The sequence below is a fragment of the Bordetella sp. genome, from assembly GCF_051960075.1.
In the GTDB taxonomy this organism is placed as follows: domain Bacteria; phylum Pseudomonadota; class Gammaproteobacteria; order Burkholderiales; family Burkholderiaceae_B; genus Bordetella.
Genome location: NZ_JBQCER010000082.1, coordinates 1 through 23,939 on the forward strand (window position 1 = coordinate 1; position 23,939 = coordinate 23,939).

At 62.2% G+C, this 23,939-nt stretch carries 22 protein-coding genes, 3 tRNA genes and 1 pseudogene; 19 read left to right on the forward strand and 7 right to left on the reverse strand.

Annotated features, from left to right (window positions below; translation table 11 throughout):
- Positions 1-307: 307 nt before the first annotated feature.
- Positions 308-1,072, forward strand: a complete 765-nt coding sequence (pssA, locus tag ACTHJ1_RS13610) for a CDP-diacylglycerol--serine O-phosphatidyltransferase (RefSeq protein ID WP_440193232.1) — start codon at positions 308-310, stop codon at positions 1,070-1,072.
- Positions 1,073-1,092: 20 nt separating this feature from the next.
- On the opposite strand, the gene ACTHJ1_RS13615 is transcribed toward pssA, so the two are convergent.
- On the reverse strand, positions 1,093-1,539 hold the full coding sequence (locus tag ACTHJ1_RS13615; protein ID WP_440193346.1) for a hypothetical protein: 447 nt from the start codon (positions 1,537-1,539) through the stop codon (positions 1,093-1,095).
- A gap of 249 nt (positions 1,540-1,788) precedes the next feature.
- Between ACTHJ1_RS13615 and rpsO the strand changes: the two genes are divergently transcribed.
- The 5 genes from rpsO to ACTHJ1_RS13640 all read left to right on the forward strand — a co-directional run bounded on the left by rpsO (position 1,789) and on the right by ACTHJ1_RS13640 (position 7,753).
- A complete protein-coding gene (gene rpsO / locus ACTHJ1_RS13620) occupies positions 1,789-2,058 on the forward strand; it encodes a 30S ribosomal protein S15 (RefSeq protein WP_330917712.1) in 270 nt (89 codons plus the stop codon).
- Between the two features lie 94 nt (positions 2,059-2,152).
- Entirely contained in the window at positions 2,153-4,291 is a 2,139-nt protein-coding gene (gene pnp / locus ACTHJ1_RS13625) for a polyribonucleotide nucleotidyltransferase (protein WP_440193234.1), read from the forward strand.
- A 73-nt stretch (positions 4,292-4,364) separates the two neighbouring features.
- A complete protein-coding gene (gene gudD, locus ACTHJ1_RS13630) occupies positions 4,365-5,714 on the forward strand; it encodes a glucarate dehydratase (protein WP_440193236.1) in 1,350 nt (449 codons plus the stop codon).
- A 98-nt stretch (positions 5,715-5,812) separates the two neighbouring features.
- A complete protein-coding gene (locus tag ACTHJ1_RS13635) occupies positions 5,813-6,517 on the forward strand; it encodes a hypothetical protein (protein WP_440193238.1) in 705 nt (234 codons plus the stop codon).
- 15 nt (positions 6,518-6,532) lie between these two features.
- Positions 6,533-7,753, forward strand: a complete 1,221-nt coding sequence (locus ACTHJ1_RS13640; protein WP_440193240.1) for a threonine ammonia-lyase — start codon at positions 6,533-6,535, stop codon at positions 7,751-7,753.
- A gap of 12 nt (positions 7,754-7,765) precedes the next feature.
- On the opposite strand, the gene ACTHJ1_RS13645 is transcribed toward ACTHJ1_RS13640, so the two are convergent.
- The 3 genes and pseudogenes from ACTHJ1_RS13645 to ACTHJ1_RS13655 form a co-directional block, all read right to left on the reverse strand.
- Positions 7,766-8,362 (reverse strand): PIN domain-containing protein, encoded by a 597-nt coding sequence (locus tag ACTHJ1_RS13645; protein WP_440193242.1) that lies wholly within the window; start codon positions 8,360-8,362, stop codon positions 7,766-7,768.
- A gap of 14 nt (positions 8,363-8,376) precedes the next feature.
- A pseudogene (locus tag ACTHJ1_RS13650) lies at positions 8,377-8,499 on the reverse strand (SAM-dependent methyltransferase); the annotation flags it as partial.
- A 19-nt stretch (positions 8,500-8,518) separates the two neighbouring features.
- A tRNA-Leu gene (locus ACTHJ1_RS13655) sits at positions 8,519-8,603 on the reverse strand.
- A 143-nt stretch (positions 8,604-8,746) separates the two neighbouring features.
- On the opposite strand from ACTHJ1_RS13655, the gene ACTHJ1_RS13660 reads away from it, so the two are divergent.
- Positions 8,747-11,701, forward strand: coding sequence for an HD domain-containing phosphohydrolase (locus tag ACTHJ1_RS13660; RefSeq protein ID WP_440193244.1), 2,955 nt, complete (start codon positions 8,747-8,749; stop codon positions 11,699-11,701).
- 11 nt (positions 11,702-11,712) lie between these two features.
- On the opposite strand, the gene ACTHJ1_RS13665 is transcribed toward ACTHJ1_RS13660, so the two are convergent.
- Together ACTHJ1_RS13665 and hemC are read right to left on the reverse strand one after the other, a co-directional pair.
- Positions 11,713-11,802: transfer RNA gene (locus ACTHJ1_RS13665), tRNA-Ser, on the reverse strand.
- A gap of 51 nt (positions 11,803-11,853) precedes the next feature.
- Positions 11,854-12,828 (reverse strand): hydroxymethylbilane synthase, encoded by a 975-nt coding sequence (gene hemC, locus ACTHJ1_RS13670; RefSeq protein ID WP_440193246.1) that lies wholly within the window; start codon positions 12,826-12,828, stop codon positions 11,854-11,856.
- A gap of 161 nt (positions 12,829-12,989) precedes the next feature.
- On the opposite strand from hemC, the gene tpiA reads away from it, so the two are divergent.
- The 12 genes from tpiA to ACTHJ1_RS13730 all read left to right on the forward strand — a co-directional run bounded on the left by tpiA (position 12,990) and on the right by ACTHJ1_RS13730 (position 23,579).
- The gene (tpiA, locus tag ACTHJ1_RS13675) at positions 12,990-13,733 is read left to right on the forward strand and encodes a triose-phosphate isomerase (RefSeq protein WP_440193248.1); all 744 of its coding nucleotides are present in this window, start codon (positions 12,990-12,992) and stop codon (positions 13,731-13,733) included.
- A 19-nt stretch (positions 13,734-13,752) separates the two neighbouring features.
- Positions 13,753-14,202, forward strand: a complete 450-nt coding sequence (gene secG / locus ACTHJ1_RS13680) for a preprotein translocase subunit SecG (protein ID WP_440193348.1) — start codon at positions 13,753-13,755, stop codon at positions 14,200-14,202.
- Positions 14,203-14,294: 92 nt separating this feature from the next.
- Positions 14,295-14,379 (forward strand) — tRNA-Leu (locus ACTHJ1_RS13685).
- 174 nt (positions 14,380-14,553) lie between these two features.
- Complete coding sequence (locus tag ACTHJ1_RS13690; protein ID WP_440193250.1) at positions 14,554-15,792, forward strand: tyrosine-type recombinase/integrase; 1,239 nt, start codon at positions 14,554-14,556, stop codon at positions 15,790-15,792.
- A gap of 123 nt (positions 15,793-15,915) precedes the next feature.
- The gene (locus ACTHJ1_RS13695) at positions 15,916-17,358 is read left to right on the forward strand and encodes an ATP-dependent nuclease (protein WP_440193252.1); all 1,443 of its coding nucleotides are present in this window, start codon (positions 15,916-15,918) and stop codon (positions 17,356-17,358) included.
- Positions 17,359-18,203: 845 nt separating this feature from the next.
- The gene (locus ACTHJ1_RS13700) at positions 18,204-18,389 is read left to right on the forward strand and encodes a helix-turn-helix transcriptional regulator (RefSeq protein ID WP_440193350.1); all 186 of its coding nucleotides are present in this window, start codon (positions 18,204-18,206) and stop codon (positions 18,387-18,389) included.
- Positions 18,390-18,392: 3 nt separating this feature from the next.
- Complete coding sequence (locus tag ACTHJ1_RS13705) at positions 18,393-19,094, forward strand: Rha family transcriptional regulator (RefSeq protein WP_440193254.1); 702 nt, start codon at positions 18,393-18,395, stop codon at positions 19,092-19,094.
- Positions 19,084-19,347, forward strand: coding sequence for a helix-turn-helix domain-containing protein (locus ACTHJ1_RS13710; RefSeq protein WP_440193256.1), 264 nt, complete (start codon positions 19,084-19,086; stop codon positions 19,345-19,347). The genes ACTHJ1_RS13705 and ACTHJ1_RS13710 overlap by 11 nt, the downstream gene beginning before the upstream one ends.
- Positions 19,348-19,612: 265 nt before the next feature.
- Positions 19,613-20,008, forward strand: a complete 396-nt coding sequence (locus ACTHJ1_RS13715) for a hypothetical protein (RefSeq protein ID WP_440193258.1) — start codon at positions 19,613-19,615, stop codon at positions 20,006-20,008.
- The gene (locus ACTHJ1_RS13720; RefSeq protein WP_440193260.1) at positions 20,008-20,640 is read left to right on the forward strand and encodes a hypothetical protein; all 633 of its coding nucleotides are present in this window, start codon (positions 20,008-20,010) and stop codon (positions 20,638-20,640) included. Before ACTHJ1_RS13715 ends, ACTHJ1_RS13720 begins: the two co-directional genes overlap by 1 nt.
- 312 nt (positions 20,641-20,952) lie before the next feature.
- Positions 20,953-21,582, forward strand: a complete 630-nt coding sequence (locus tag ACTHJ1_RS13725) for a hypothetical protein (RefSeq protein ID WP_440193262.1) — start codon at positions 20,953-20,955, stop codon at positions 21,580-21,582.
- A gap of 2 nt (positions 21,583-21,584) precedes the next feature.
- On the forward strand, positions 21,585-23,579 hold the full coding sequence (locus tag ACTHJ1_RS13730) for a phage tail tip lysozyme (RefSeq protein ID WP_440193264.1): 1,995 nt from the start codon (positions 21,585-21,587) through the stop codon (positions 23,577-23,579).
- 34 nt (positions 23,580-23,613) lie between these two features.
- On the opposite strand, the gene ACTHJ1_RS13735 is transcribed toward ACTHJ1_RS13730, so the two are convergent.
- Positions 23,614-23,895 carry a hypothetical protein gene (locus tag ACTHJ1_RS13735; protein ID WP_440193266.1) on the reverse strand — a complete coding sequence of 94 codons (282 nt, stop codon included), beginning with the start codon at positions 23,893-23,895 and terminating at the stop codon, positions 23,614-23,616.
- Positions 23,896-23,939: the final 44 nt, after the last annotated feature.

Consider the following 23,939-nt stretch of genomic DNA (forward strand, 5'->3'; position numbering starts at 1 on the left):
GAACAAGCTGGTCGACAAGAGCAAGAACTAAGCAGTTGGGCGAGGGCTCGGCGCACGACGCAAGAACGCGCTGAGACCTAGCAAGCATCGCCGCCCCGAGTGGGGGCATCAGACCTTAGAGGCGGGGGCAGTCCCCGCAGGGGACTTTGGGCGCCTAAGGCGGCGCCCAAACCCCGCCGATGGTCTGATGCCCCCACTCGGGGCGGCGATGCGTTTCAAGAACCGACAGCCCTCATCGAACGCAAAAACAGCCCCGCAATCGGTTAACCTGTTGTTTATTCGCGCTCAGCGAGATCAGTTCATAGACATGCCCAACATGCTTCACCGCGATCCCGAACACCGCCATCGGGGCATCTACCTCCTCCCCAACGCCTTCACCACCGCCGCCCTGTTTTCCGGCTTTTACGCGGTCGTGCAAGCCATGAACGCGCGCTTCGACGTCGCCGCCATCGCCATCTTCGTGGCCATGGTGCTCGACGGCATGGACGGCCGCGTCGCCCGCCTCACCAACACCCAGTCGGCCTTCGGCGAACAATACGACTCGCTCTCGGACATGACCTCTTTCGGCGTGGCCCCCGCGCTGGTGGCCTACGAGTGGGTTCTGCAGGACATGGGCCGCTGGGGCTGGCTGGCCGCCTTCGTCTATGTGGCCGGCGCCGCGCTGCGCCTGGCCCGCTTCAACACCAATATCGCAGTGGTCGACAAGCGCTTCTTCCAAGGCCTGCCCAGCCCAGCGGCGGCGGCGCTGGTGGCCGGCTTCGTCTGGCTGTCGGTGGACAACAAGCTGCCCATCCACGACCACCTCATGGCCTGGACCATGTTCGGCCTGACCATGTACGCCGGCATCACCATGGTGAGCGATGCGCCGTTCTACAGCGGCAAGAAATTCGCCCTGGGCCGCAGCGTGCCCTTCTGGGGCATTTTGCTGGTGGTCGTGGTGTTCGTCTTCGTGTCCAGCGACCCGCCGGTGGTGCTGTTCACGCTTTTCGTGATCTACGGCGTATCAGGCTGGTTCGTCTGGATCTGGCGCTGGAGCCGGGCGCGCCGCCTGCAGCAGGAACGCCACGGCTGAAAGACGGACGGGCTTCCGACTCAGTACCGGTCGTCGTACGCGGGATCGGGCCCGGGGTTGTAGCCCGTGACGTGATCGCCGTGGGGACCCATGTACACGTACATCAGCGAATTCCAGACGCCGTCCTGCAGGTAACGGTACGACCAGACGATGGTCGTGTAGCCAGGTAGTCCGACGCCGTCGATATAGGCGGGCGGGCCGAACTCGCAGCGCACCTGCTCGGGCGTCCAGCCCATCACCAGCTTGCCGAAATGCTGATCGGTAAGCAGCGCCTGCATGCGATCGATGTGGCCGTCCGCGCTGACGTTGGCCGCCCAGGCGTAATGCCCCTTGGGCTGCGACGTCCAGATCGCGCGTTGTCCGCCGCCTGCAAGCGGGCAGACCAGATCGGGCTTGCCGTAACGAGCCTCGATTTGCGCAAAGGACGCCCCGGGAGGAATGATCTGGTCCATGTTGGCCTGAGCCATATTCTTGCAGGCAGACAGGGACAGAGCCAGGGCGGCGATTGCGCCGCTTCGCAGAAATAGGTGACGTATATGCACGAGAGCTCCCCAGCATGGGCGGTCCGGGGCAGGAGCCAGGCGGTTCCCGCCTATTAGGGGGATTCTAGACTATCCGCTATAATGGTCGACTTGCATGCGAGTCTGTGTGCAATTGTTTATGTAACCCCACGTCCAGGCGCCCTCAGCCCGAACGCCAGTCCATAGAGGTCTCAAATGTCCGTAGCCGACATCAATAAATCCGACATCGTTGCGCAATTTCAACGCGCTCAAGGCGACACCGGTTCCCCCGAAGTTCAAGTGGCTCTGCTCACCGCACGCATCAACGAACTGACCGGTCACTTCAAAGAACACATGAAGGACCACCACTCGCGCCGCGGTCTGCTGCGCATGGTCAGCCGCCGCCGCAAGCTGCTGGACTATCTCAAGGGCCGCAATCCCGATTCGTACCGTGCCCTGATCGAAAAACTCGGTCTGCGCAAGTGATCGACGGGGTAGTATCCCCATGAACACAACCGTGGTCGGTGCGACGCTGTCGTCGCGGCGGCCACGGTTTTTTATTTTTTAGGAATAAACAGTCATGTTCAACAAAGTGACCAAGACGTTCCAGTACGGCCAACACACCGTCACGCTGGAAACGGGCGAAATTGCCCGCCAGGCTTCCGGCGCTGTGATGGTCTCGATCGAAGACACCGTCGTGCTGGCCACGGTGGTTGCCGCCAAGAAGCCCAAGGCTGGCCAGGACTTCTTCCCCCTGACCGTCGACTACATCGAAAAGACCTACGCCGCCGGCCGCATTCCCGGTGGTTTCTTCAAGCGCGAAGGCAAGCCCTCCGAGAAAGAAACCCTGACCTCGCGCCTGATCGACCGTCCGCTGCGTCCGCTGTTCCCCGAGGGCTTCTACAACGACGTCCAGGTGGTGATCCACACGATGTCGGTCAACCCCGAAATCGACCCGGACATCGCCGCCATGATCGGCGCCTCGGCCGCGCTGGCCATCTCGGGCATTCCCTTCAACGGCCCCATCGGCGCCGCGCGCGTGGGCTACATCGACGGCCAGTACGTCATCAACCCCACGGCCTCGCAGCTCAAGACCTCCAAGCTCGATCTGGTCGTGGCCGGCACCGAAACCGCCGTGTTGATGGTCGAATCCGAAGCCCAGCAGCTGCCCGAAGACGTCATGCTCGGCGCCGTGGTGCACGGCCATGAGCAGATGCAGGCCGTCATCAACGCCATTCACGACCTGGTGCGCGAAGCCGGCAAGCCCGACTGGGACTGGCAGCCCGCGCCCAAGAACGAAGCCCTGATCTCGGCCGTCGCCGCCGCTGCCCAGGAAGGCCTCGTTGCCGCCTACCAGATCCGCGAAAAGCAGGCTCGCACCACCAAGCTGCGCGAAGTCTATGCCGACGTGCAGGCCAAGCTGGCGAGCCAGGCCGCGGCTGCCGGCCAGGGTGCGCCCGACGGCGTCACCGTCGACAACATCCTGTTCGACATGGAAGCGCGCATCGTGCGCAGCCAGATCCTGAACGGCGAACCCCGCATCGACGGCCGCGACACCCGCACGGTGCGCCCGATCAGCATCCGCCTGGGCGTGCTGCCTCGCGCGCACGGCTCGGCCCTGTTCACCCGCGGTGAAACGCAGGCCCTGGTGGTCGCCACCCTGGGCACCAAGCAGGACGAGCAGATCATCGACGCGCTCATGGGCGAGTACCGCGACCGCTTCATGCTCCACTACAACATGCCGCCCTTCGCCACCGGCGAAACCGGCCGCATCGGCGTGCCCAAGCGCCGCGAAATCGGTCACGGCCGCCTCGCCAAGCGTTCGCTGGTGTCGCTGCTGCCCGATCATCAAGATTTCCAGTACACCATCCGCCTGGTCTCGGAAATCACCGAATCCAACGGCTCCTCGTCGATGGCCTCGGTGTGCGGCGGCTCGCTCGCCATGATGGACGCCGGCGTACCGGTCAAGGATCACGTGGCCGGCGTGGCCATGGGCCTCATCCTGGACGACGGCAAGTTCGCCGTGCTGACCGACATCCTGGGCGACGAAGATCACCTGGGCGACATGGACTTCAAGGTGGCCGGCACCGACAACGGCATCACCGCCCTGCAGATGGACATCAAGATCCAGGGCATCACCAAGGAAATCATGCAGGTCGCGCTGGCCCAGGCCCGCGAAGGCCGCCTGCACATCCTGGAGAAAATGCGCGATGCCATCTCGGGCTCGCATACCGAACTGTCCAAGTTCGCGCCGCGCATGCTCACCATGAAGATCAACCCCGAGAAGATCCGCGACGTGATCGGCAAGGGCGGTGCCACCATCCGCGCGCTGACCGAAGAAACCGGCACGCAGATCGACATCTCCGACGACGGTACCATCGTCATCGCCAGCGCCGACGACAACAAGGCCAAGGAAGCCCAGCGCCGCATCGCCGAGCTGACCGCCGAAGTCGAAGTCGGCCAGGTCTACGACGGCTCGGTGCTGCGTCTGCTGGATTTCGGCGCCATCGTGCAAGTGCTGCCCGGCAAGGACGGTCTGCTGCACATTTCCGAAATCGCCAACTACCGCATCGCCAACATCAACGACGTGCTCAAGGTGGGCCAGCAGGTTCGCGTCAAGGTCATCGAAGCCGACGAAAAGGGCCGTCTGCGCCTGTCGATCAAGGCGCTCGGCGGCATCGAACAGCAGCAAGCCGAAGCCGCGCCGCAGGCCGAATAAACCTCGGTTTCGCATGGTAGAGTGCGCCGCGCCGGAGTGATCCAGCGCGGCGTTTTTTTTCAGGGTATTGATCATGTCTTCCACACAAACCGCTCCTTCGAACACTCCCGTCGTCACCGAATTGCGCGTCGTGCCCGTCGCGGGCCGCGACAGCATGCTGCTGAACCTGAGCGGCGCGCACGGCCCTTTCTTTACGCGCAACATCGTGTTGCTGCGCGACAGCGCTGGCAATACCGGCGTGGGCGAAGTGCCGGGCGGCGAGGCGATCCGCAAGACGATCGCCGACGCGCACCCGTTCGTGGTCGGACAGTCCATCGGCAATATGCAAGCCGTGCTGAACGCGGTGCGTAAAGCCTTTGCCGACCGCGATGCGGGTGGGCGCGGTTTACAGACTTTCGACCTGCGCACGACGATCCACGCGGTCACGGCGCTCGAAGCCGCGCTGCTGGACCTGCTCGGGCAGCACCTGGGCGTGCCGGTGGCTGCGTTGCTCGGCGAAGGCCAGCAGCGCAGCGAGGTCGAAATGCTCGGCTATCTGTTCTTCATCGGCGATCGCAACAAGACCGATCTGCCGTATGCGAGCGGCGCCGACGGCCGCGACGACTGGGAGCGTCTGCGCACCGAAGAGGCCATGACGCCCGAAGCCGTGGTGCGCCTGGCCGAGGCCGCGAAGAAGCGCTACGGCTTCAACGACTTCAAGCTCAAGGGCGGCGTGCTGGCCGGCGATGCAGAAATGGAAGCGGTCACGGCGCTGGCCGAACGCTTTCCCGAGGCGCGCATCACGCTGGATCCCAACGGGGGCTGGTCGCTGGCCGAGGCGATCCGTTTGTGCCGCGACAAGCACGATGTGCTGGCCTATGCGGAAGACCCCTGCGGCGCGGAGAACGGCTATTCCGGTCGCGAGGTCATGGCGGAATTTCGCCGTGCCACGGGCCTGCCCACGGCCACCAATATGATCGCCACCGACTGGCGGCAGATGGGCCACGCCGTGCTGCTGCAATCGGTCGACATCCCGCTCGCCGATCCGCACTTCTGGACCATGCAAGGTGCGGTGCGCGTGGCGCAGATGTGCAACGACTGGGGCCTGACCTGGGGTTCGCATTCGAACAACCACTTCGACATCTCGCTGGCGATGTTCACGCACGCGGCCGCTGCAGCGCCCGGCAAGATCACCGCGATCGATACGCACTGGATCTGGCAGGACGGCCAGCGCCTGACGCGCGAGCCGCTGCAGATCGTCGGCGGCAAGGTGCGGGTGCCGCAAAAACCGGGCCTGGGCATCGAGATCGACATGGACGAACTGGACCGGGCGCACGCGCTCTACCAGCAGCACGGCCTGGGCGCGCGCGACGACGCGATCGCCATGCAGTACCTCATTCCCAACTGGAAATTCGACAACAAGCGGCCGTGCCTCGTGCGCTGACCGTCGTTGCGCAGAAAGAGATACCGCCGTCTATTTCGGGGTAAAGTCAGGGCACTTCGCAACTGGAGAAGGCCCGGCGCATGGCGATAAGGCAGTGGATGCTGATTGCTTCGAGCGTCCTGCTTCTGGCAGGATGCTCGTCGACCCCGCCGCGCAAAGACGGCAGCACGCCGAACACCGATCCCATGTCGGCCGGCCAGGTGGTACAGACCGATTTCGACCGTACGGTCACCCTGGCCATGCGCGACAATCTCAACAGCCTGTACAGGCTGCTCGACAAGCTCTATCGCCGCAATCCACGCGAATGGCGCAAGAGCGGCCAGCCGGACGTCGACGCTGCCGTCAAATGGGTCAAGGGGCTGATCGAAAAACGCCAGCCGCCTCCCGGTCTGGTCGGCCTGCAGGACATCCAGGTTCTGTCGGTTTCGCTCGATCCCAAATACACGGGCGACCGGGTCGCGGCGTTCATCTATGGCCTGGCAGACACCATTATCGCCGCGCATAACGGCAAACGGGTCTTCTACCCCTTCAGCAAACTAGACGGCCAGCGCATCTATAACGCCGCGCGCGACGTCGAGGCTGCGGACTGGATGCTGGCCACGCGCCGCACGGCCTCGGGCGAACCTCTGCTCCTCTCCAACGAAATGGGCAAAGGGCCGGCAAACCTGAGCTTCGAACGCGAGTTCGGCGAAATTATCGGTCGTCTGGACCTGGTGGCCAGTCTTCTGGGCGAAAATATCCGTCGCATCGGCATCGACTACGTCCAAAGCCTGTTGCTCTTCAACTTTCTTCCCGTGCGCTGACGAAACGTTCCCATCATGATCGATCTCTCCACCATCCAGGCCGCTCGCGAGCGGCTGCAGGGGCAAGTGCTCAAGACCCCGTTCATGCTGTCGCGCACCTTGTCCGATATGCTGGGCGCGCAGATCTGGCTCAAATTCGAGAACCTGCAGTTCACGGCCTCGTTCAAGGAACGGGGCGCGCTGAACCGCATGCTGGCGCTCTCCGCCCAAGAGCGGGCCAAGGGCGTCATCGCGGTGTCGGCGGGCAATCACGCGCAGGGCGTGGCCTATCACGCGCAGCGCATGGGCGTGCCGGCCGTCATCGTCATGCCGCGCTTTACGCCCACGGTCAAGGTGGCCAACACGCGGCGCTTCGGTGCCGAGGTGGTGCTCGAAGGCGACACCTTCGACGATGCCGTGGCGCACAGCCAGGAGCTCATACGCCAACGCGGCCTGATCATGATCCACCCCTACGACGACGAGGCCATCATCGCGGGGCAGGGCACCGTGGCCCTGGAAATGCTCGAAGACCAGCCCGATCTGGACACCCTGGTCATCGCCATCGGCGGCGGGGGGCTGATCTCGGGCATTGCCACTGCCGCCAAGGGCCTCAATCCCGATATCGAAGTCATCGGCGTGCAGACAGAGCGCTTTCCCGCCATGTATGCCGCCATGCAGGGGCGCGAGATGCCGGCGGGGCCCTACACCATCGCCGAGGGTATCGCGGTCAAGTCCCCCGGGCAGATCACCCGCCGGATCGTCGGCAGCCTGGTCGATCGCATCGAGCTGGTCGCCGAGGCGGATATCGAGCATGCCATCGTGGTGCTGCTCGAAATCGAAAAGACGGTGGTGGAAGGGGCCGGGGCCGCGGGCCTGGCGGCGCTGCTGCGCGACCGCGCGCGCGGCCAGGATGCCTGGTTTCAGGGCAAGCGCATCGGACTGGTGCTGTGCGGCGGCAACATCGACCCGCTCATGCTGGGCGAACTCATCGAGCGCGGCATGGTGCGCGGCGGCCGACTGGCCCGCATCCGGGTCGATCTGCGCGATCTGCCTGGCGCCATGGCCCAGGTCACCAAGCTGATCGCGGATGCTCACGCCAACATTACCGAAGTGCATCACCAGCGGGCCTTCACCACGCTGTCGGCGCGCGACGTCGAGGTCGAGTTCGTGCTGCAGACGCGCGGGCCCGAGCATATCCAGGAAGTCATCGACACGCTCAACAAGGCAGGCTTTGCCGCCAGCAATTACGGCAATTGACGCAGGCGGCGCTTACGCGGCGATAAGCTTGGCCAGCCGATAGAGTCTTTCCCGATGCAGGATGGCGTCCAGCGGCAACGGCTCGCGCCCAAGCGCCACGAAGTCCTGCTCGACAGTCTCCAGGGCATATCGAAGCGCAGGCGCGTCGGCCTGCCACCAGCGGGCCAGCATGACGTCCGGACTGAATACGTCCAGGCCTTGTCTGCGCAGCTCCGACCGATTGAAGTCCTTCAGATTCCAGGTCATGACCTGCACCACGGGCGTGTGCTGCAGTCCGCAGCGCGCACGCCGCGCCAGGCCTGCGGCGATCACGTGAAAATCCTTGGCGTCGCTGTAGCGCAGGCCGGTTTCGTAGGCCTGCGTTTCCTTTTCCATGGCGCCAGGAAAGGCCTGATTCATGTCATTCCACAAGCCGTCCAGAATCTCGCGGGGCGCGCCCCACAGGCGGGCCGCATTGCGGCGCCACTCCTCGCCGATACGGTCCGTCCAGACCGGTTGAAAGACGCCGCTTTGCGCCGTGCGCAGCAACAATTGCCGCAACACTGTGGACATCAGCACACAGGCGTCCAGCACGATGAAGGGAGGCGAGGCGGTTTCGGTATCGGTCATGCATTGGTGCCGGGCAACGCGATGCCGATCCGGTCTTCGAGGCCATGCGGGGGCGGGTCGATCATGACATGCAGAGCCCGCCACAGGGCGACCCGCGCTGCGGTGCTCTCCGGTGCGATGTCTTGATCGTGGCTCATGACGGCATGTTTTCGCGACTGGTGCACCCACCCGGGATCGAACCGGGACGCCTTGCGGCGAGGGATTTTAAGTCCCTTGCGTCTACCAATTTCGCCATGGGTGCGCGATGCCGTAAGAGGCCCGTGGAATGGGCGGCGTCAGGATCGCGGCACTATAACATCGTGCCCGGGGGTATTATCGGTGCAGCTTTCCAAACCGGCCTGAGGCAGTGCGGCCGGCCTATCAATCTTCGAGATTGTGCCGCACATGAATATCCTCGATCGAGCCGTTGGCGCGTGGTGGCGCCATCGGCTGGCCACGCATCTTGCCGTGGTATTCGGCGCGACCATCCTGGCGGCCATGCTGGTCATGATCGCCTACGTGAACAACAAGACGATCGACATCGTTGAGGAAGCCTCGCAGACGCTGTTCGATCATGCCGTCGGTCAGAGCCGCAGCGAAATCGACAAAAGCGTCAGCAGGATCGATCCGATGCTGCAGATGCTGGCGGCCGATCCCCAGGCAACGGACTACCAAGGCGCATCCCAGCCGGTGTTCATCCGGCGCATGAGTCTGGCGCTCAATGTCTCCCCGTTCACCTCGACGCTCTACATCGGCTTCGACGACGGCGGCTTCGTGCTGCTGCGCAAACTGCTCACGGCTGCCGCGCGCCAGAAGGTCGACGCTCCCGGCAGCGCACACTACATCCTCGAACTCGATCCGCCGGCATCGGCAGGCGGGGGAAGGCAGGTGAGTTTTCTGGATGCCGGGCTTGCGACCGTCGAGGAACGGGCCGATCCGACGCGGCCCTACGATCCCCGCACCCGACCCTGGTACCGGGAGGCCATGGCCAGCCGGGGCGCCATACTGACCGATCCTTATGGGTTCTTCCTGAGCCAGGACCGCGGATTGACCATCGCACGGCGTCTGCAGTCCGGCCATGGAGTCGCCGGCGCCGACTTCACGCTGGCCGATCTGTCGCAAGCCCTGACGCAAATGGAGAGCACGCCATCTTCGATGCTGCTCATCGCCAACGATCACGGCCAGGTCCTGGCCAGCAGCGAGCCCTTGGCATCGCGCGAGCCGAATGCGGCCGCTGCCGCGTCGTCGGCCCCGACCGGCATCATGGCCGAGATGGTGGCGGCCGCGGCGAACTTGCCGACAGACCCGACCCAGTCGCACATTGTGCGGGTGCAGGGCAGAGAATGGATCATGCGCTCGGCGCCCTTGCACTCGGGCTACTGGACGTTTCGCGTCGTTGCCGCGACGCCCTCGGACGAAGTTCTGGCCAGCGAGCGCAAGCTGGTTTCCACCATCAGCTGGCTCGGCATCGCTTTGGTGGGCGTGGTCGGACTGATCATCCTGGTCGCTGCGCGGACCGTCAGCCGCCCGCTGCTGCGGCTGGCCGACGAGGCTGAACGCATTGCGAGCTTCGAGTTCCGTCCGGTGCCGGCCATGCAGTCGTCCGTGCAGGAAGTGCAAACGCTGTCGCGCGCCATCGGCAAGGCAGGCCAGACCATCCAGCGCTTCACCGAGATCGGCCAGGCGCTGATCACCGAGCGCGAGCCTGCGCGCCTGATCGGGCGGCTGCTGCAGGAGACGCTGGCCATCCTCGAGGCCGAGGGCGGGCTCATCCTGTTGTCCGAGGACGACGGCCTGGCGTTCTCCGTTGCCGCCCGGAATGTTCCGGCCCGAGGCATGCAGGGGCAGGATGTCGAACCGCGATCCCTGGAGGGTTCCGACGCCGACGAGCAGGTCAGACAGATACTGACGAGCCGCAAGGTGGTCTATTTCGACCGCGATGCATCGTCGCTGTCGCCGCTGCTGTCCGATCTGATCGGGCCGGCGCCTCTAGAGCAGGGCCAGGTGTTCCGCTTCGTGGTCATTCCGCTGCTCAACTCCGCCGAGGATGTGATCGGCGGTCTGGTGCTGGCTGTGCGGGCGCATGCCGCCGATTCGATGCCGGATGCGAGCCTGGCCGTGGCGCGTGCCTTGTCGGGCACGGCGGCGATCGCCATCGAGACGCGGCAGTTGCTCAAGGCGCGCAAAAGTCTGCTGGATGCTACGATACGCATGATCGCCAACGCGATCGACGCCAAATCTCCCTACACCAGCGGCCACTGTCAGCGCGTGCCCATGCTGACCATGGCGTTGACGCAGGCGGCTCAGGCTGCGTGCGACGAGCCGTTCGCAGACTTCGCGCTGACCGCGGAAGAATGGGAGGCGGTCGAAGTGGCCGGATGGCTGCACGATTGCGGCAAGCTCACCACCGCCGAATACGTGGTCGACAAGGCCACCAAGCTCGAGACGATCTACGACCGGCTGCACGAGATCCGCATGCGCTTCGAGCTGCTCAAGGCCGGTTGCCATACCGACTACTGGCGCGGCGTGGCGCAGGGCGGCAACGCGCCCGCCCTGGCCGCGAGACGCGACGCGGAACTGAGCGCGCTGGACGAGGACTTCGCGTTCGTGGCGGCCTGCAACGAAGGCGGCGAGACAATGGCCGACGAAGACATCGCGCGTCTGCGCCGCATCGGCGAGCGTACCTGGACGCGCACGCTCGACGACCGCATCGGCATATCGCGCGACGAGAGGCTGCGCAAAGATCGGGCGCCGGCTGCCTCGCTGCCGGTCGAAGAACCTCTATTGAGCGACCGCCCGGAGCATCTCATCGAGCATCACGACAATCGTCTTGCAGAACTGGAAAGCGAAGGCGGTTTCAGCATGAAGCCGCTGGCACACCGCTTGAACCAGGGCGAAATCTACAACCTGTCCATCGGCCGCGGCACGCTGACCGCCGAAGAGCGCTACGAGATCAACCGGCACATGACCCGCACCATCGTCATGCTGCAGGATCTGCCGCTGACGGGCGCGCTGCGGCAAGTGCCCGAATTCGCCGGCGGCCACCACGAAAAAATGGACGGCAGCGGATTCCCCCGCGGGCTGCGGCGCGAAGACATGAGCGTGGTGGCGCGCAGCATGGCCATCGCCGACGTGTTCGAAGCTCTGACCGCCGCCGACCGGCCCTACAAAAAGGCCAAAAAGCTCAGCGAGGCCGTACGCATCATGGGCGCCATGAAACGCGACAGGCATCTGGATCCGGATCTGCTGGATCTTTTTCTCAAGGAGGGCATCTGGCGGCGCTATGCCCGTCAGTATCTGAACCCGGATCAGATCGACGAACCGGATATCGATGCCGTGCTGGCGATCAGGCCCGCATAAGACGAGCCTGGTGGCGGGTGCGGTGAGATTCGAACTCACGGAGGGTTTGACCCCTCGCCGGTTTTCAAGACCGGTGCCTTAAACCGCTCGGCCACACACCCTGAAGGCAGGCAGCATGATAATCCATCATCATGCATGCCCGCGTGGCGGCATCACTCCGCGTAGCGCGTTTCTTCGATGATGGACTGCGCGCCCAGCTTGTTCAGCCGCAAACCTGCGCGCATGCCCAGCGATACCGGGTCGATGTTGCTGCTGCTGTCGAACACGTCGACGGCGCTGGCGCCGTCCATCGACACCACGGTGCCGCGCAGCTTGAGCTGGCCGTCTTCGATCCAGGCGTGCGCGCCGATGGGCGAATCGCAGTGGCCGTTGAGCGCGCGCAGCAGGGCGCGCTCGGCCTGGTAGCAGTACATGGTTTCACGGTGGTTGATCGCGGCCAGCAAGGCCTGGACCTCTTCGTTGCCGGCGGCGTATTCGACCACGATCACGCCCTGGCCCACGGCCGGGCACATCTCGTCTGGCGTGAAGACGCGCGAGATTCGGTCGCCCAGCCCGATGCGCGTCAGGCCCGCATGCGCCAGTACCAGAGCATCGAGCGGCGGCGTCTTGCCGCCGTAGTTGAATTCCATGGGCGTATTGCTGTCCAGGCGTGCGATGCGCTTGTCGGCCGCGCCGCGGAAGGGCACGATGCGCGCGTTGCGGTACAGCCTGCGCAGAAACGCGGAACGCCGCACCGACGAGGTGCCTATCGTGGCCGGTACGGTGTCGGCCGCCAGTCCTTGCTTGAGCACCAGCGCGTCGCTCGGATCGCTGCGCGGCAGGCAGGCGCCGATCGAGAAGCGCGTATCGGCGTAATACTCTTCGTTGCCCGGCAGATCCTTGAGCGAATGCATGACCATGTCGGCTTCGCCCGAGAGCATCATCTCGTGCATGGCGGTGACGAAGGCGCCTCCCTTGCCGCCCAGGGCGCCCAGGCGGCTTTTCAGATCGAGATCGGCGCGCGCCTGGCGTGTGACCATCTCGAAGCGGTGCTGGGGAAACTGCGCCTGCAGCGCCTGGATAATGGCCTCGGTCTGCCGCACCGCCATCAGGCTGGCGCGGGTGCCGATCTTGAAGGTCTTGGACATCTGGGTTCCTGAGTGCGGAAAATGCCCCGCCGGGGCGCAGGCGATGGTTCGCCCGCCTGCATGATAACAATCTCTGAAAACAGGGCCAGGCACGCTTTGCGGCGACAGGATACAATCATGGGTTTAGCTCGGGAGATTCCGGGCGGCGATCCCTCTTTGCTATGACCCAACAAGCTCGCGCCAGGCTCGTCCTGGGCAACTGGAAGATGCACGGCAGCCTTGCGGAGAACGGGCTGCTTCTGGCTGCGCTGCGCGCGGCGGATGCAAGCTCGTCCAGCCACGTCGGCGTCTGCGTGCCTTTTCCGTATCTGGCCCAGGCCGCGCAGGCCTTGCAAGGCAGCGCCATTTCCTGGGGCGCTCAAGACGTTAGCGTGCACGAGAAGGGCGCCTATACGGGCGAAGTCTCGGCCGCCATGATCAAAGACTTCGCCTGCCGCTGGGTTTTGGCCGGACATTCCGAACGCCGCGCCTATCATGGGGAAACCGACCAGATCGTGGCCGACAAGGCTTGCGCCGCGCTGCAGGCGGGCCTCACGCCGGTGGTGTGCGTGGGCGAAACCCTGAACGAACGCGAAGCCGGGCAGATGCTGGCCGTTATCCGGCGCCAGCTCTCTCCCGTGCTGGCCCTGGGGGCGGACGCCGTTGCCCGCATGGTTCTTGCCTACGAACCCGTCTGGGCCATCGGCACCGGCCGCAGCGCCACGCCCGAGCAGGCGCAGGAAGTCCATGCCGCCATCCGCGCCGAGCTGACCGCCCTGGGCGTGCCCCAGGTGCAAGTGCTCTATGGCGGCAGCGTCAAGGCCGCCAACGCCGCCAGCCTTTTTGCCATGGCCGATATCGACGGTGCGCTGGTGGGCGGTGCCGCGCTCGTCGCCGAAGAATTCCTGCGCATTGCCGCAGCCTGAAAGTTTCCGATCTGGAGTCATCATGTCCTTTACCACCCTCCTGCTGGCCGTTCAATTTCTGTCGGCGCTGGCAATCATCGTTCTGGTCCTGCTGCAGCAAGGCAAGGGCGCCGACATGGGTTCGTCCTTCGGCAGCGGTTCCGCTGGCAGCCTGTTCGGCGCTTCGGGCGCAGCCAATTTCCTGTCGCGCACCACCAAGTGGTGCGCCGTGGTGTTCTTCGCCACGACCATCGGCCTGGCCTATCTTTCGCACGCCGGCCACTCGAGCTCGACCGGTTCGATGAGTTCCGGCGTCATGAAGGGCTTTGAAACCGCTCCCGCCAAGAGCGGCAACGTGCCCGCGAGCCAAGGTTCGGAAGTGCCCGGCGCGCCCGGCACGCCCGCGGCCAGCGGCGCCGCCGCGCCTGCCGTGCCCGCAGCCAAGTCCGATGCTTCCGTTCCCAACGTGCCTGCCGCGCCGGCTAAGTAAGTCGTTTTCGTGCTAGAATTTTGGACTTTCCGCAGACCCCTCTTCTTTATCGCTGCGGAAATCTGAAAAGCAGGGCATAGAGCAAGACCCAAGCCGTCGTGGTGGAATTGGTAGACACGCTATCTTGAGGGGGTAGTGGCGAAAGCTGTGCGAGTTCGAGTCTCGCCGACGGCACCAGAAAGTAGTGCAAGACAGTACAAGTAAGTGCAAAAGCCCTAGAGAAATCAATGCTCTGGGGCTTTTTGTTTGTGCAAGACAGTGCAAGGTAGTGCATTGAAAACGCCCCCTGTTTGGGGGCATTATTGGGGGCGTCGGGCGAAATAGCGCCCCCACCCATGGAAAACGCCCCCAATGAAGCTGACGGACGCGGTCATCAAGGCCAAGACCAAGGGCCTGCAAACCCTGGCCAAGGAAACGGGCAAACCGCAGAAGCTGCCCGACGGCGCCGGCCTGTATCTGCTGTTCACGCCGGCTGGTAGCCGGTCATGGAATGGGAAGTACCGGGTAGCCGGGAAGGAAAAGCGGGCGACCTATGGCCTGTACCCGGAAACCACCCTGGCCCAGGCTCGAGAGCGGCACAAGGACGCCCGTAAGCTTCTGGCGGAGGGCGTGGACCCCGCTGAGAAGAAGAAGGCCGACAAGCGGGCGGCCAAGCTGGCGGCGGCAAATTCATTCGAGGCCGTCACTCGAGCTTGGTTGGCCGAGCGCCAGCCTTCCGTCTCCGTCAGTACGCATACCCACACTCTGGGCCGCATGCAGAATGACGTCTTCCCTTGGCTGGGCAAGCGACCCATTACCGAAATCGACGCCCCCGAGATCCTGGCCGTGCTCAAGCGCATCGACGCCCGGGGCGCGCGGTACTGCGCCCACAAGGTGCGGGCAGAGATCGGCATGGCGTTTCGCTATGGCATCCGGCAGGGGCACTGCAAGTCCGACCCGGCCCGCGATCTGATCGGCGCGATTCCTGCCCACGTTACCAAGAACTTCGCCAGCATCACCGAGCCGGCCAAGGTGGGGGAGCTGCTGCGGGCGTTCGACAGTTTCAATGGCACCTATCCAGTGGCTTGTGCATTGAAGCTGGCCCCTCTGCTGTTTGTCCGGCCGGGGGAGCTGCGCCAGGCCGAATGGGTGCAAATCGACCTGGACCGAGGGGAGTGGCGCTACACGGCGTCCAAGACAAATACCGAGCACCTGGTGCCGCTGTCGCGCCAGGCCGTGGCGATCCTGCGCGATCTGCAAGCCCTGACCGGGGGCGGGCAGTATGTATTCCCCGGCCGAAACAAGAACGGCAAGCCCATGAGCGAGGCCGCGGTTAACGTGGCGCTGCGCCGCCTGGGGTACGACACACAAGCCGACATCACCGGCCACGGCTTCCGGGCTATGGCGCGCACCATACTGCATGAAGAGCTTGGGCAGAAGCCCGAAGTGATCGAGCACCAGCTGGCGCACGCCGTGCCGGATAACCTGGGCCGAGCCTACAACCGGACCAAGTTCATCAAGGAGCGCCAGGCCATGATGCAGATATGGGCGGACTACCTTGACGCGCTCAAGGTCGGCGGCAACGTCGTCCCATTGACGCGCTCCCTATAGGTTTCTGACACCTAAAACACCAAATAATTTTCAAATATGAAAATTATTTGGTGTAAATTGATGCGGTGAGAGCTTGCTAGAGCTAGGCTGGCCTCGCTTTTCAACAGAACTTGGGTGAGTGTCATGGCGATCCACGAGGAAGTAAGACGGCTACAAAAAAAATGGGGTAGTAAGCAAGGCTGGCCTAAACGACTGAACTGGCTAGAGATCGACAACATGCGCGGCTGGGAAAAGCAGCGGATTACGTTCGATTTCCCCATTGTTGCTGTCATAGGCGAGAACGGCTCAGGCAAGAGCACGGTTCTACAAGCGGCTGCGTGTGCCTATGTAGGCGAGTCACGCACGTTTTATCCCACTGAGTTTTTCCCAGATACGGCATGGGATGAGTTGCGATCCGTCACAATCAAGTACGGATATTCGCAGGGTCAGGAGAATTTTGAGGGTTCATTGCGGAAGCCGACTACCCGCTGGCTTGGGCAGACTGACCGGCCAAAGCGCGTAGTGAAGTACGACGATCTAAATCGCATCCAACCAGTGGGCGCGCGCGTAGGATATGCACGTATCGCAAAATCGGCACATACCGAACGATCTGCGAAGCTATTCGACGCTGACAAAGTCAAGCGGCTTTCGTTCGTAATGGGGCAAGAGTACGCGTCGGCGCGTATGGCTCTTTCTAGTGTCGATGATGTTCGCGAAGTTCCTGTTATCACGGAGAAGAATTTCCAGTATTCCGGCTATCACCAAGGCTCAGGGCAGATCACAGTTTCCGAGCTTCTTAGCATCGAATTGCCGAAATATGGCTTGGTTCTTATAGACGAAATCGAATCATCTCTTCATCCGAGAGCACAGCGTCGATTAATTCGCGATTTGGCTGAGCAATGTCGGTTGCAAGAATGTCAAATCGTCTTAACCACACATTCTCCCTATGTACTCGACGAGCTGCCGTTGGAGGCACGCCTTTGCATTCTGCGTACTAACAACGGTATGAAAGCAGTCAAGCAAATCGTCGGTGGTATTAGCCCCGAATTTGCGATGACAAAGATGGATGATGCCGCGTATCCGGAATGCGATGTCTACGTGGAAGACGAAGCCGCGAAAATCTTTGCTGAAGAGATTCTTGCTCGCTATGGGGAGAGCGTTATGCCCCGTTGTGCTGTTGTGTCCTACGGTGCATCAAATGTGGGGTTGGCTCTAGGCACAATGGTTGTGAATAAACGATTCACACGACCAACATGTGTTTTTGTTGACGGTGATACTGATCCTGGTCCAGGTTGCCAGGCGTTGCCAGGAGGGGATGCCCCTGAACAGGTTGTTTTCAAGGGGTTGCGCGCGAAAAACTGGGCCAATCTTTGGTCAGTTGTGAACCGGGACACTTCGTTGGTGCATGACGCCTGCGTAAATGCAATGACACTGGACCATCATGAATGGGTGAGATTCGCGGCAAACTTCATGCGCTACGGTGCAGAGGCACTTTGGCGAGCAATGTGTGCAGAATGGGCAAGGGAGTGCTGTTCAGCTAATGAGGCCCAAAAAATCATTAATCCCATAATTGATGTGCTTCCATAACGTTCAAAAAAGCTTGGATAAATTGAAACCCGGCGCCAACGTGATCTCGCTGATGCGTTCGGCATAATTCCTTTACGCCAGCACCTATCCCGACGGGGAGAAAAGCCGGAACGTCCGCCGGCCTGGTGCTGGTTTCTATCACCCGGACGGCGCGCGGGATGACGCGTATGACGAATCAGCGGGGGCGCCCCCCCAAGGATCGGATTGGAGACTTCACAGTGGGGGGGGCGCCCGCTATCGCCCTTGAAGTACTGGAGGTTGAATTTGCATTCAGGCAGGAGGGGGCGGGGCGTGGCGCGTTCATGAAGGCAGTACGGCAGGTTGCCAAGAATCGCGGCTATACGGAGGCGACAATCAAACGGTACGCCGCCAGATATAGGGAAGCTCTGGAGGGATCGGAGGATGGCGTACCTGGCCTCGTGGAGGGACTCTATAGAACATCCCGCACTGCGGGGGAAATTGAACGGCGGTTGAGCGGCATTCCTTCCGATGTTCTAGACAAGTGTGCCGGCTTGCCTTCAAGCCGGTTTCTGAAACTCCTACGCGCCGCAGGCGCTGACGGGACATGCCCAGATTGGCTGGTATGGGCTGTCAGGGGATGGGACGGGGGCGATCCTAAAGGACTGATGGTTCTCTTAGAAAACTGTCTGGAAAGCCGCGCCAAATAAGGCTTTCGATTTTTTGTCCCCAAACTAGGGGTTATCTGCGCTGATGATTTGCGTTGTGTCTAACGCGGTTCATCAGGAGCGCAGAAAGTGCAAACTCAAATCAACCCCGGGGCGCCGTTCGTTGCCCCTAAACCTCGACATGCCCCATTGCCGCCCGATGTGAGCGCGGCATCCTTCATGCGCGTTCCGGCTGTCGCGATGGCGACGGGGGCGGCAATCTCAACTATCTGGACGTGGGCGCGGCAAGGCAAGTTCCCGGAGCCTGTCCGTTTTGGCCGCATTACGGCCTGGCGCAGCTCGGATGTGACCGCTTTTCTGGCTGATCCCGCAGGCTGGCGGGCCACGCATAGCGTGGGGGATTAAGCCATGATGACGACCAATGAAAAGGGCCGCGACTCCGGCAAGAGCGCGACCCCGACGACCAGCCTCGATCATACCGCCCTTGTCGGCACTATTGCACTGGTGCAGGCAAAAGACGAGCCGCGCATTGACTCCCGCTTGCTGGCTCAGCACCTGGGCCTGCAACACGAGAGCGTAGCCAAGACCCTCAACGCCTACGCCGCCGACTTCCGTGAATTGGGAATACTCCGATTTCAAATCGGAGAAATCCGGGGGCGCGGTCAGCCCGAGCGCTACGTCTTGCTGAACGAGGACCAAACCTACCTGTTACTGACCTACAGCCGCAATACCAGGCGCGTGCGCGAGTTGAAAGTGCGCCTGGTCAAAGCATTCCGCGAAGCTCGCCAGGCTCACGACATGCGCAGCGCCGAATACCTGCCGACCTACCACGCCCTGCATGACGAAATCCACGCGCTGGCGGCCGGATCGACCCATGAGCGCTTCGTCCACATGAACGTGAACAAGCTGGTCAACAAGGCAGCCGGCATCGAGCCGGGACAGCGCGGCCAGGCGGTCATGCCCAGGCTGGCAATGCTCACTGTGGCGCAGCACTTCGCCGCTGAGGCCATGCACGGCACCGCCGATCACCGCGAGGGCTACGCGCTGGCCAAGGTCGCGATCGATCGCCTGAGCGTGCCTCACCTGGGGGCGGCGACTCATGCTCAATAAATCCACCGTCGGCAATGCCCAACGCCAGCGCATCCTGGACGCCCTGGCGCTGCGCCCCCATACCTCCTACGAACTGCGCAAGCTCGGCTGCTATCAGGCAAATACCCGCGTCCTGGAGCTGCGCCGCATGGGCCACAACATCAGCACAGCCAGGGTTTCCATCTGGGATGACGAAGGATTCCGCCATGACGGCATAGCGCTGTACACGCTGCATTCCGGCGCCGATAACAGCAGCGGGGGCGCCAATGCGTGATCTGTACGCCTCCATGCCCTATACTGGCTGCGCTGCCGCACCAACGGCTGCCAGGTTTGGCGACCTGAGATCACATCGGCGGACTGACGCCTCCTTGGCGTTTTTTTACGTCTGCATGCACTTGCACGTCTCCTATGGGCGGGCGATTGCGGGGATACCTTCGGGTATGCCGGTTTCCGTTGTGGCCGGTTCGCCAACCCTGCTTTCTGCCTGCCCTCCTCATTTGGCGATGGGGAGCGGGTTTATCCCACACACGGAGGCTGCAATGGCTAACCATCCCCCGCGCACATCTGCGCATGTCCCCGAGCCTATCGATCCGTCCTACCAATTTCAGGTTGGTGATCTTGTTGAGTACACCCTCCCGGATACAGGTGAGGCTTGTACTGGCGTCATCCTCTTTCCTTACGCCTTACGTAAATACAAAAACGAAAACGATAAGGAAGTGGAAGGCTATTGCTATGTTGGCGAGCTTGATGATTGCGAAGAGCTTATAGCGATGCCTGTGGCAGGGATTAGGCTTCGCCCCGATCTAGAGGCCGCCCGCACTGACAATGTCTTTCAGGCGTTTCTTACAAGCGTCATCACGGCGCCACGCCGGGGACGGCTTCCAAAGTCTCCCTATGGTGCTGCACCCAAGAACAAGACAAAGGGGGCGCAGTAATGGCGAACGGGCGCGGCAAGCGCAAGGGCGACTCGCAGCGGGACGGCACGGCCTTTGTGGCGTTGCCTACCGCAGTGCTGGACAGTTCTGCCTATCTTGGTTTGAGTCACCCCGCTAAGGCACTCATGATCGAACTGGCGCGCCAACTCGGCCGAGGAAATAACGGACGACTGCTGGCAAGCGCCAAGATGCTGGGTCCGCGTGGTTGGCGCAGCAACGATGTCATCACCCGCGCCCTTCGCGAGTTGCAAGGCGCCGGCCTGATTCACCAGACCGTCAAGGGCCAGCGGCCTCACCGGGCGAGCTGGTACGCGGTGACCTGGTACACGCTGGCCGACCATCACGATTATGACGCTGGCGCGGCCCAGGCATTCCGGCGCGGTGCATATCTGGACGCCCAGAGCATCCGCCACAAAAACGCGAGCCTTACACCGTCTGGCGGTGCAAAAGAGCAGACGATTGCACCGTCTGGCGGTGTAGAGGCGTCGAACATTGCACCGTCTGGCGGTGCAATCAGAGGCATTTTTCGTACCTCTCCTACACCGGGAGACGGTGACCATCTAGATATAGCCATCTGCATGCGCAGCGAAGTGAAGGCGATAAAGGGCATGACAAGGGAGGCAATAGCGTGATCAATGAACTGATGCCGAGAAAGCTCTACGGCCAATCCGACGGGCACCAGTCCAAGAGCAGCAATAAGCGGCACAGGGAGAAGAAGTCTGTGAGAGCCATAACCCGCAATATGTCCGCACGCAATGCGGACATATTGCGGACAGAAGCGGGTCGCCAGGCGCTCCAGGGTCATGCATGGCGAATCGACCAAGGGGCGCGGGTCCTCCCCCGGGGATTGCTTACGGGCGGGAGCGAAGACTCGCGGTTTTCGCCCAGCTATAGGGTTTGAAACTTGGTTAATGCATTTGGTTAAGTTAACGGAGGGTTAATTTATGTTGGTGACACAAGCAGAATTTGGGCGAATGCATGACGTGTCGGCAGTCGCCGTCAGCAAGTGGAAGGGCCGCGGGAAGCTCGTGATGGAAGGCGGGCTGGTGGACGTGGAGGCGTCGAATGAGCGCCTCCGCCGCTTGCGCAATTCGGAAGATCCGCGCGCAACTCGTGGGAAGGCCTTGGGAAGCCTCAGGGAAACAACGGGGAAACAACCGGGAAACATCCAGGCCGCGATGACGGCTACCGAAATCCGCGCAGAGTTGGCCGCGTTGGATTGGAGGCAGAAGTTTGAATGGTCGGGGGCGGCGCTCGGTCACCGTGTTTCGCTTGCGGCCAAATGCGCAGGACTGGAAGCAGTTCTGTCTGAGACACGCGACGATGGACATTGGGGCGGCTACCAACTCCGCAACCGCATCGCCATGGAGCGTAATGGCGGCCCTTGCTACGAGGCTATTGAGGCCGGATTCGGATTCGAGCTGGAGCCTTACGAGGTTTTAGAGCACTGCCGCCAGGCTCTCTGCGATGACAGCCACGCCGATGACGAGCTTATCGAGGTGAACGCCTCTCTGCTCCCGATGCTGGCGTATCCCTTTGGCGAATGGCAGATAAATCTGAGTGAGGAGCACTAACCATGGCTGACGATTTCATTATCCGCATCCGCGCCGACGATACCGCGGCTGTTGCGGCGATCAAGAGGCTGCAGGCTGCGCTCGGAAAGGTGACCGAACCTGTCGAGAAGGTGCAGAAACGCCTTTCTCGCCTGGGCACAGCCGGACAGGGTGGCCTCAACAAGCTGAATAAGGGCTTCCACGGCGTCGAGAATGCCACGCGCGGCGTGGTTGACAGAATCACCCAGATCGTCCCCGGCCTGGCAGCCATAAGCGGCGCCGCATCCTTGGCTGGCCTCACTGCTTTGTCTGTCAAATTCGGAAATTTCGGCTTCAACCTGAACAAGTCGTCCAAGCTGCTCGGCATGAATGCCCAAGACCTGGCGGCCTGGCATGTGGCAGCGCGACAGGCCGGCGTCTCTGCGCAGGAATTTGATTCGAGCATGAGCGGCTCCCAGATGGCGATTCGCGGCGCGGCTTTTGGGGCAAACCCGGAAGCCATGATGTATCTGCAAAAGATGGGTGTCCAGATTCAGAGGAATCGCGACGGGACCATCGATTACCTGAAGACGCAGCAGCTGATCATGCGGGCGCTTGAACGCCAGAAGAATGTCCAGGCTCAGCGCGCCGCAGCGGGTGCCCTCGGGATGGGAGCGCTTTTGCCCATGATCCAGCAGGGCACCTGGGAGGCGGACAAGGTTGCCGCGATCAAAAAGGGCCTTGTCCCGACACCCGAAGAGATCGCGCGTGCCCAGCAATTTCACCGGGACATCGGAGGCCTTGAAAACTCGGTTTCCGGCCTGAGCAATAGCATCGGCTCGAAGCTGGAGCCAATCATCGACCCCTTAGTTCATGGCTTCTCAACCTGGCTCGATGCTAACCGCGTAGACATCGCTAATGAGTTGGGCGATGCGGTGAAAAAAATTACCGATCAGCTAGGAAAAGTCGATTGGCGTGGCATGTACGATGACGTGAACAAAGTTGTCGATAAGCTGGGGGGATTCTCCAATGTTCTTGAAGGAATCGTAGCTATCAAAGTTGGCTCCGCCATCTTGGGCTGGGCATCCGCTTTGAAGAAACTTGGGGGCGCAGCTCTCGGGCTGGAGGCGAGCGGAGCGATGGGCATCCTGGGTCGCCTTGGGGTGGCGGGCGTAGCTGCTTATGGTGGCTTGAAGGTCGCAAAGGCCCTGGGCCTGCCCGACACAAACACCCAGAAGGGTATCGATGACATTCGGCGCGGTGACTGGGGTAGGGCATCGGTGGACTTGCCCGCGGCCGACTACATTGGTGCGCTGGCGCATCATGCTTATGGGTTCGGCAAATCCAATGGCGAGATAGCTGACGAGTTGCAGGCCAAATACCCGGCGCTGCCGGCGCCCCAGAAGGGCGACACGCTCGATCGAGAAAAATATCTGTTCGGGCGCTTGAAAGCAGCGGGCTACACAGATGCACAAGCAGCCGGCCAGATCGGCAGCCTGTTGCAGGAAAACTCCACCCTTGACCCCGGCGTAGTGAATGGAAAGTCCGGCGCTGCTGGAATTGCGCAATGGCTTGGCCCGCGCGCGCGTCAATACGAGAAGAAGTACGGGCATTCGGTTGCTCAGGGCACGCTCGCCGAGCAGACCGACTTCTATCTGTGGGAGATGGAGAACGCGTATAGCGATACGGATAGAAGGATCCGTATGTCAAACAACCCGGAAGAGGTTGCGGAGATCCAAACACTGGGCTTCGAACGCCCCGGGGCCAACGAGATGCACATGGGGCGGCGTCAGCGTAATGCCGCGGCCGTCTATGCCGGCTTGGGTGGCGCCGAAGGCTCTACCCCTCAGAATGCAGGCGGGGGCGTGAGCCAGGCTGACCTTGTCGCATCCTTCCGGGATGCAATCAAGGAAGTCCTAAAAATAGATTTGACCGTCCATGCTCCTCACGGCACGCGCGCTGAAACCAAGACGCCAGAGGGATATATGCCTACTAGGGTCAATTACGACATGACAACCGATTTCGGAGCAATACCTTAAATCTAAAAAGACCGGCACAACGGGCAGGCGGCCATTAGGTCGCCTGCTTGCCGTGCCTCTTCTTCTGTGCAAAGTAGGCTCTCAATGCCTCGACATCTGGCTGCACTGGCGGAGGGGTCGGGTCGGCGATCGGCTGCTTGCGACCTCCCATTACATATTCAAAATCGGCCCGCCCCACCAGCGGGCGGCCGTTGGGCTTGCGCTTTACGTTCAGGCCGAGCCTATGAAGATATCTAAGTTGTGCGGCTGGCTGCTGAAGTGGCGCGCAGATATCGGCAATTTCAGCGTCAGTGAGAAAGGGGGGAAGGTCTGTCATGCTCACATCTGGGCATCAAAGGTACGATTAGCTGGCCGTCATAG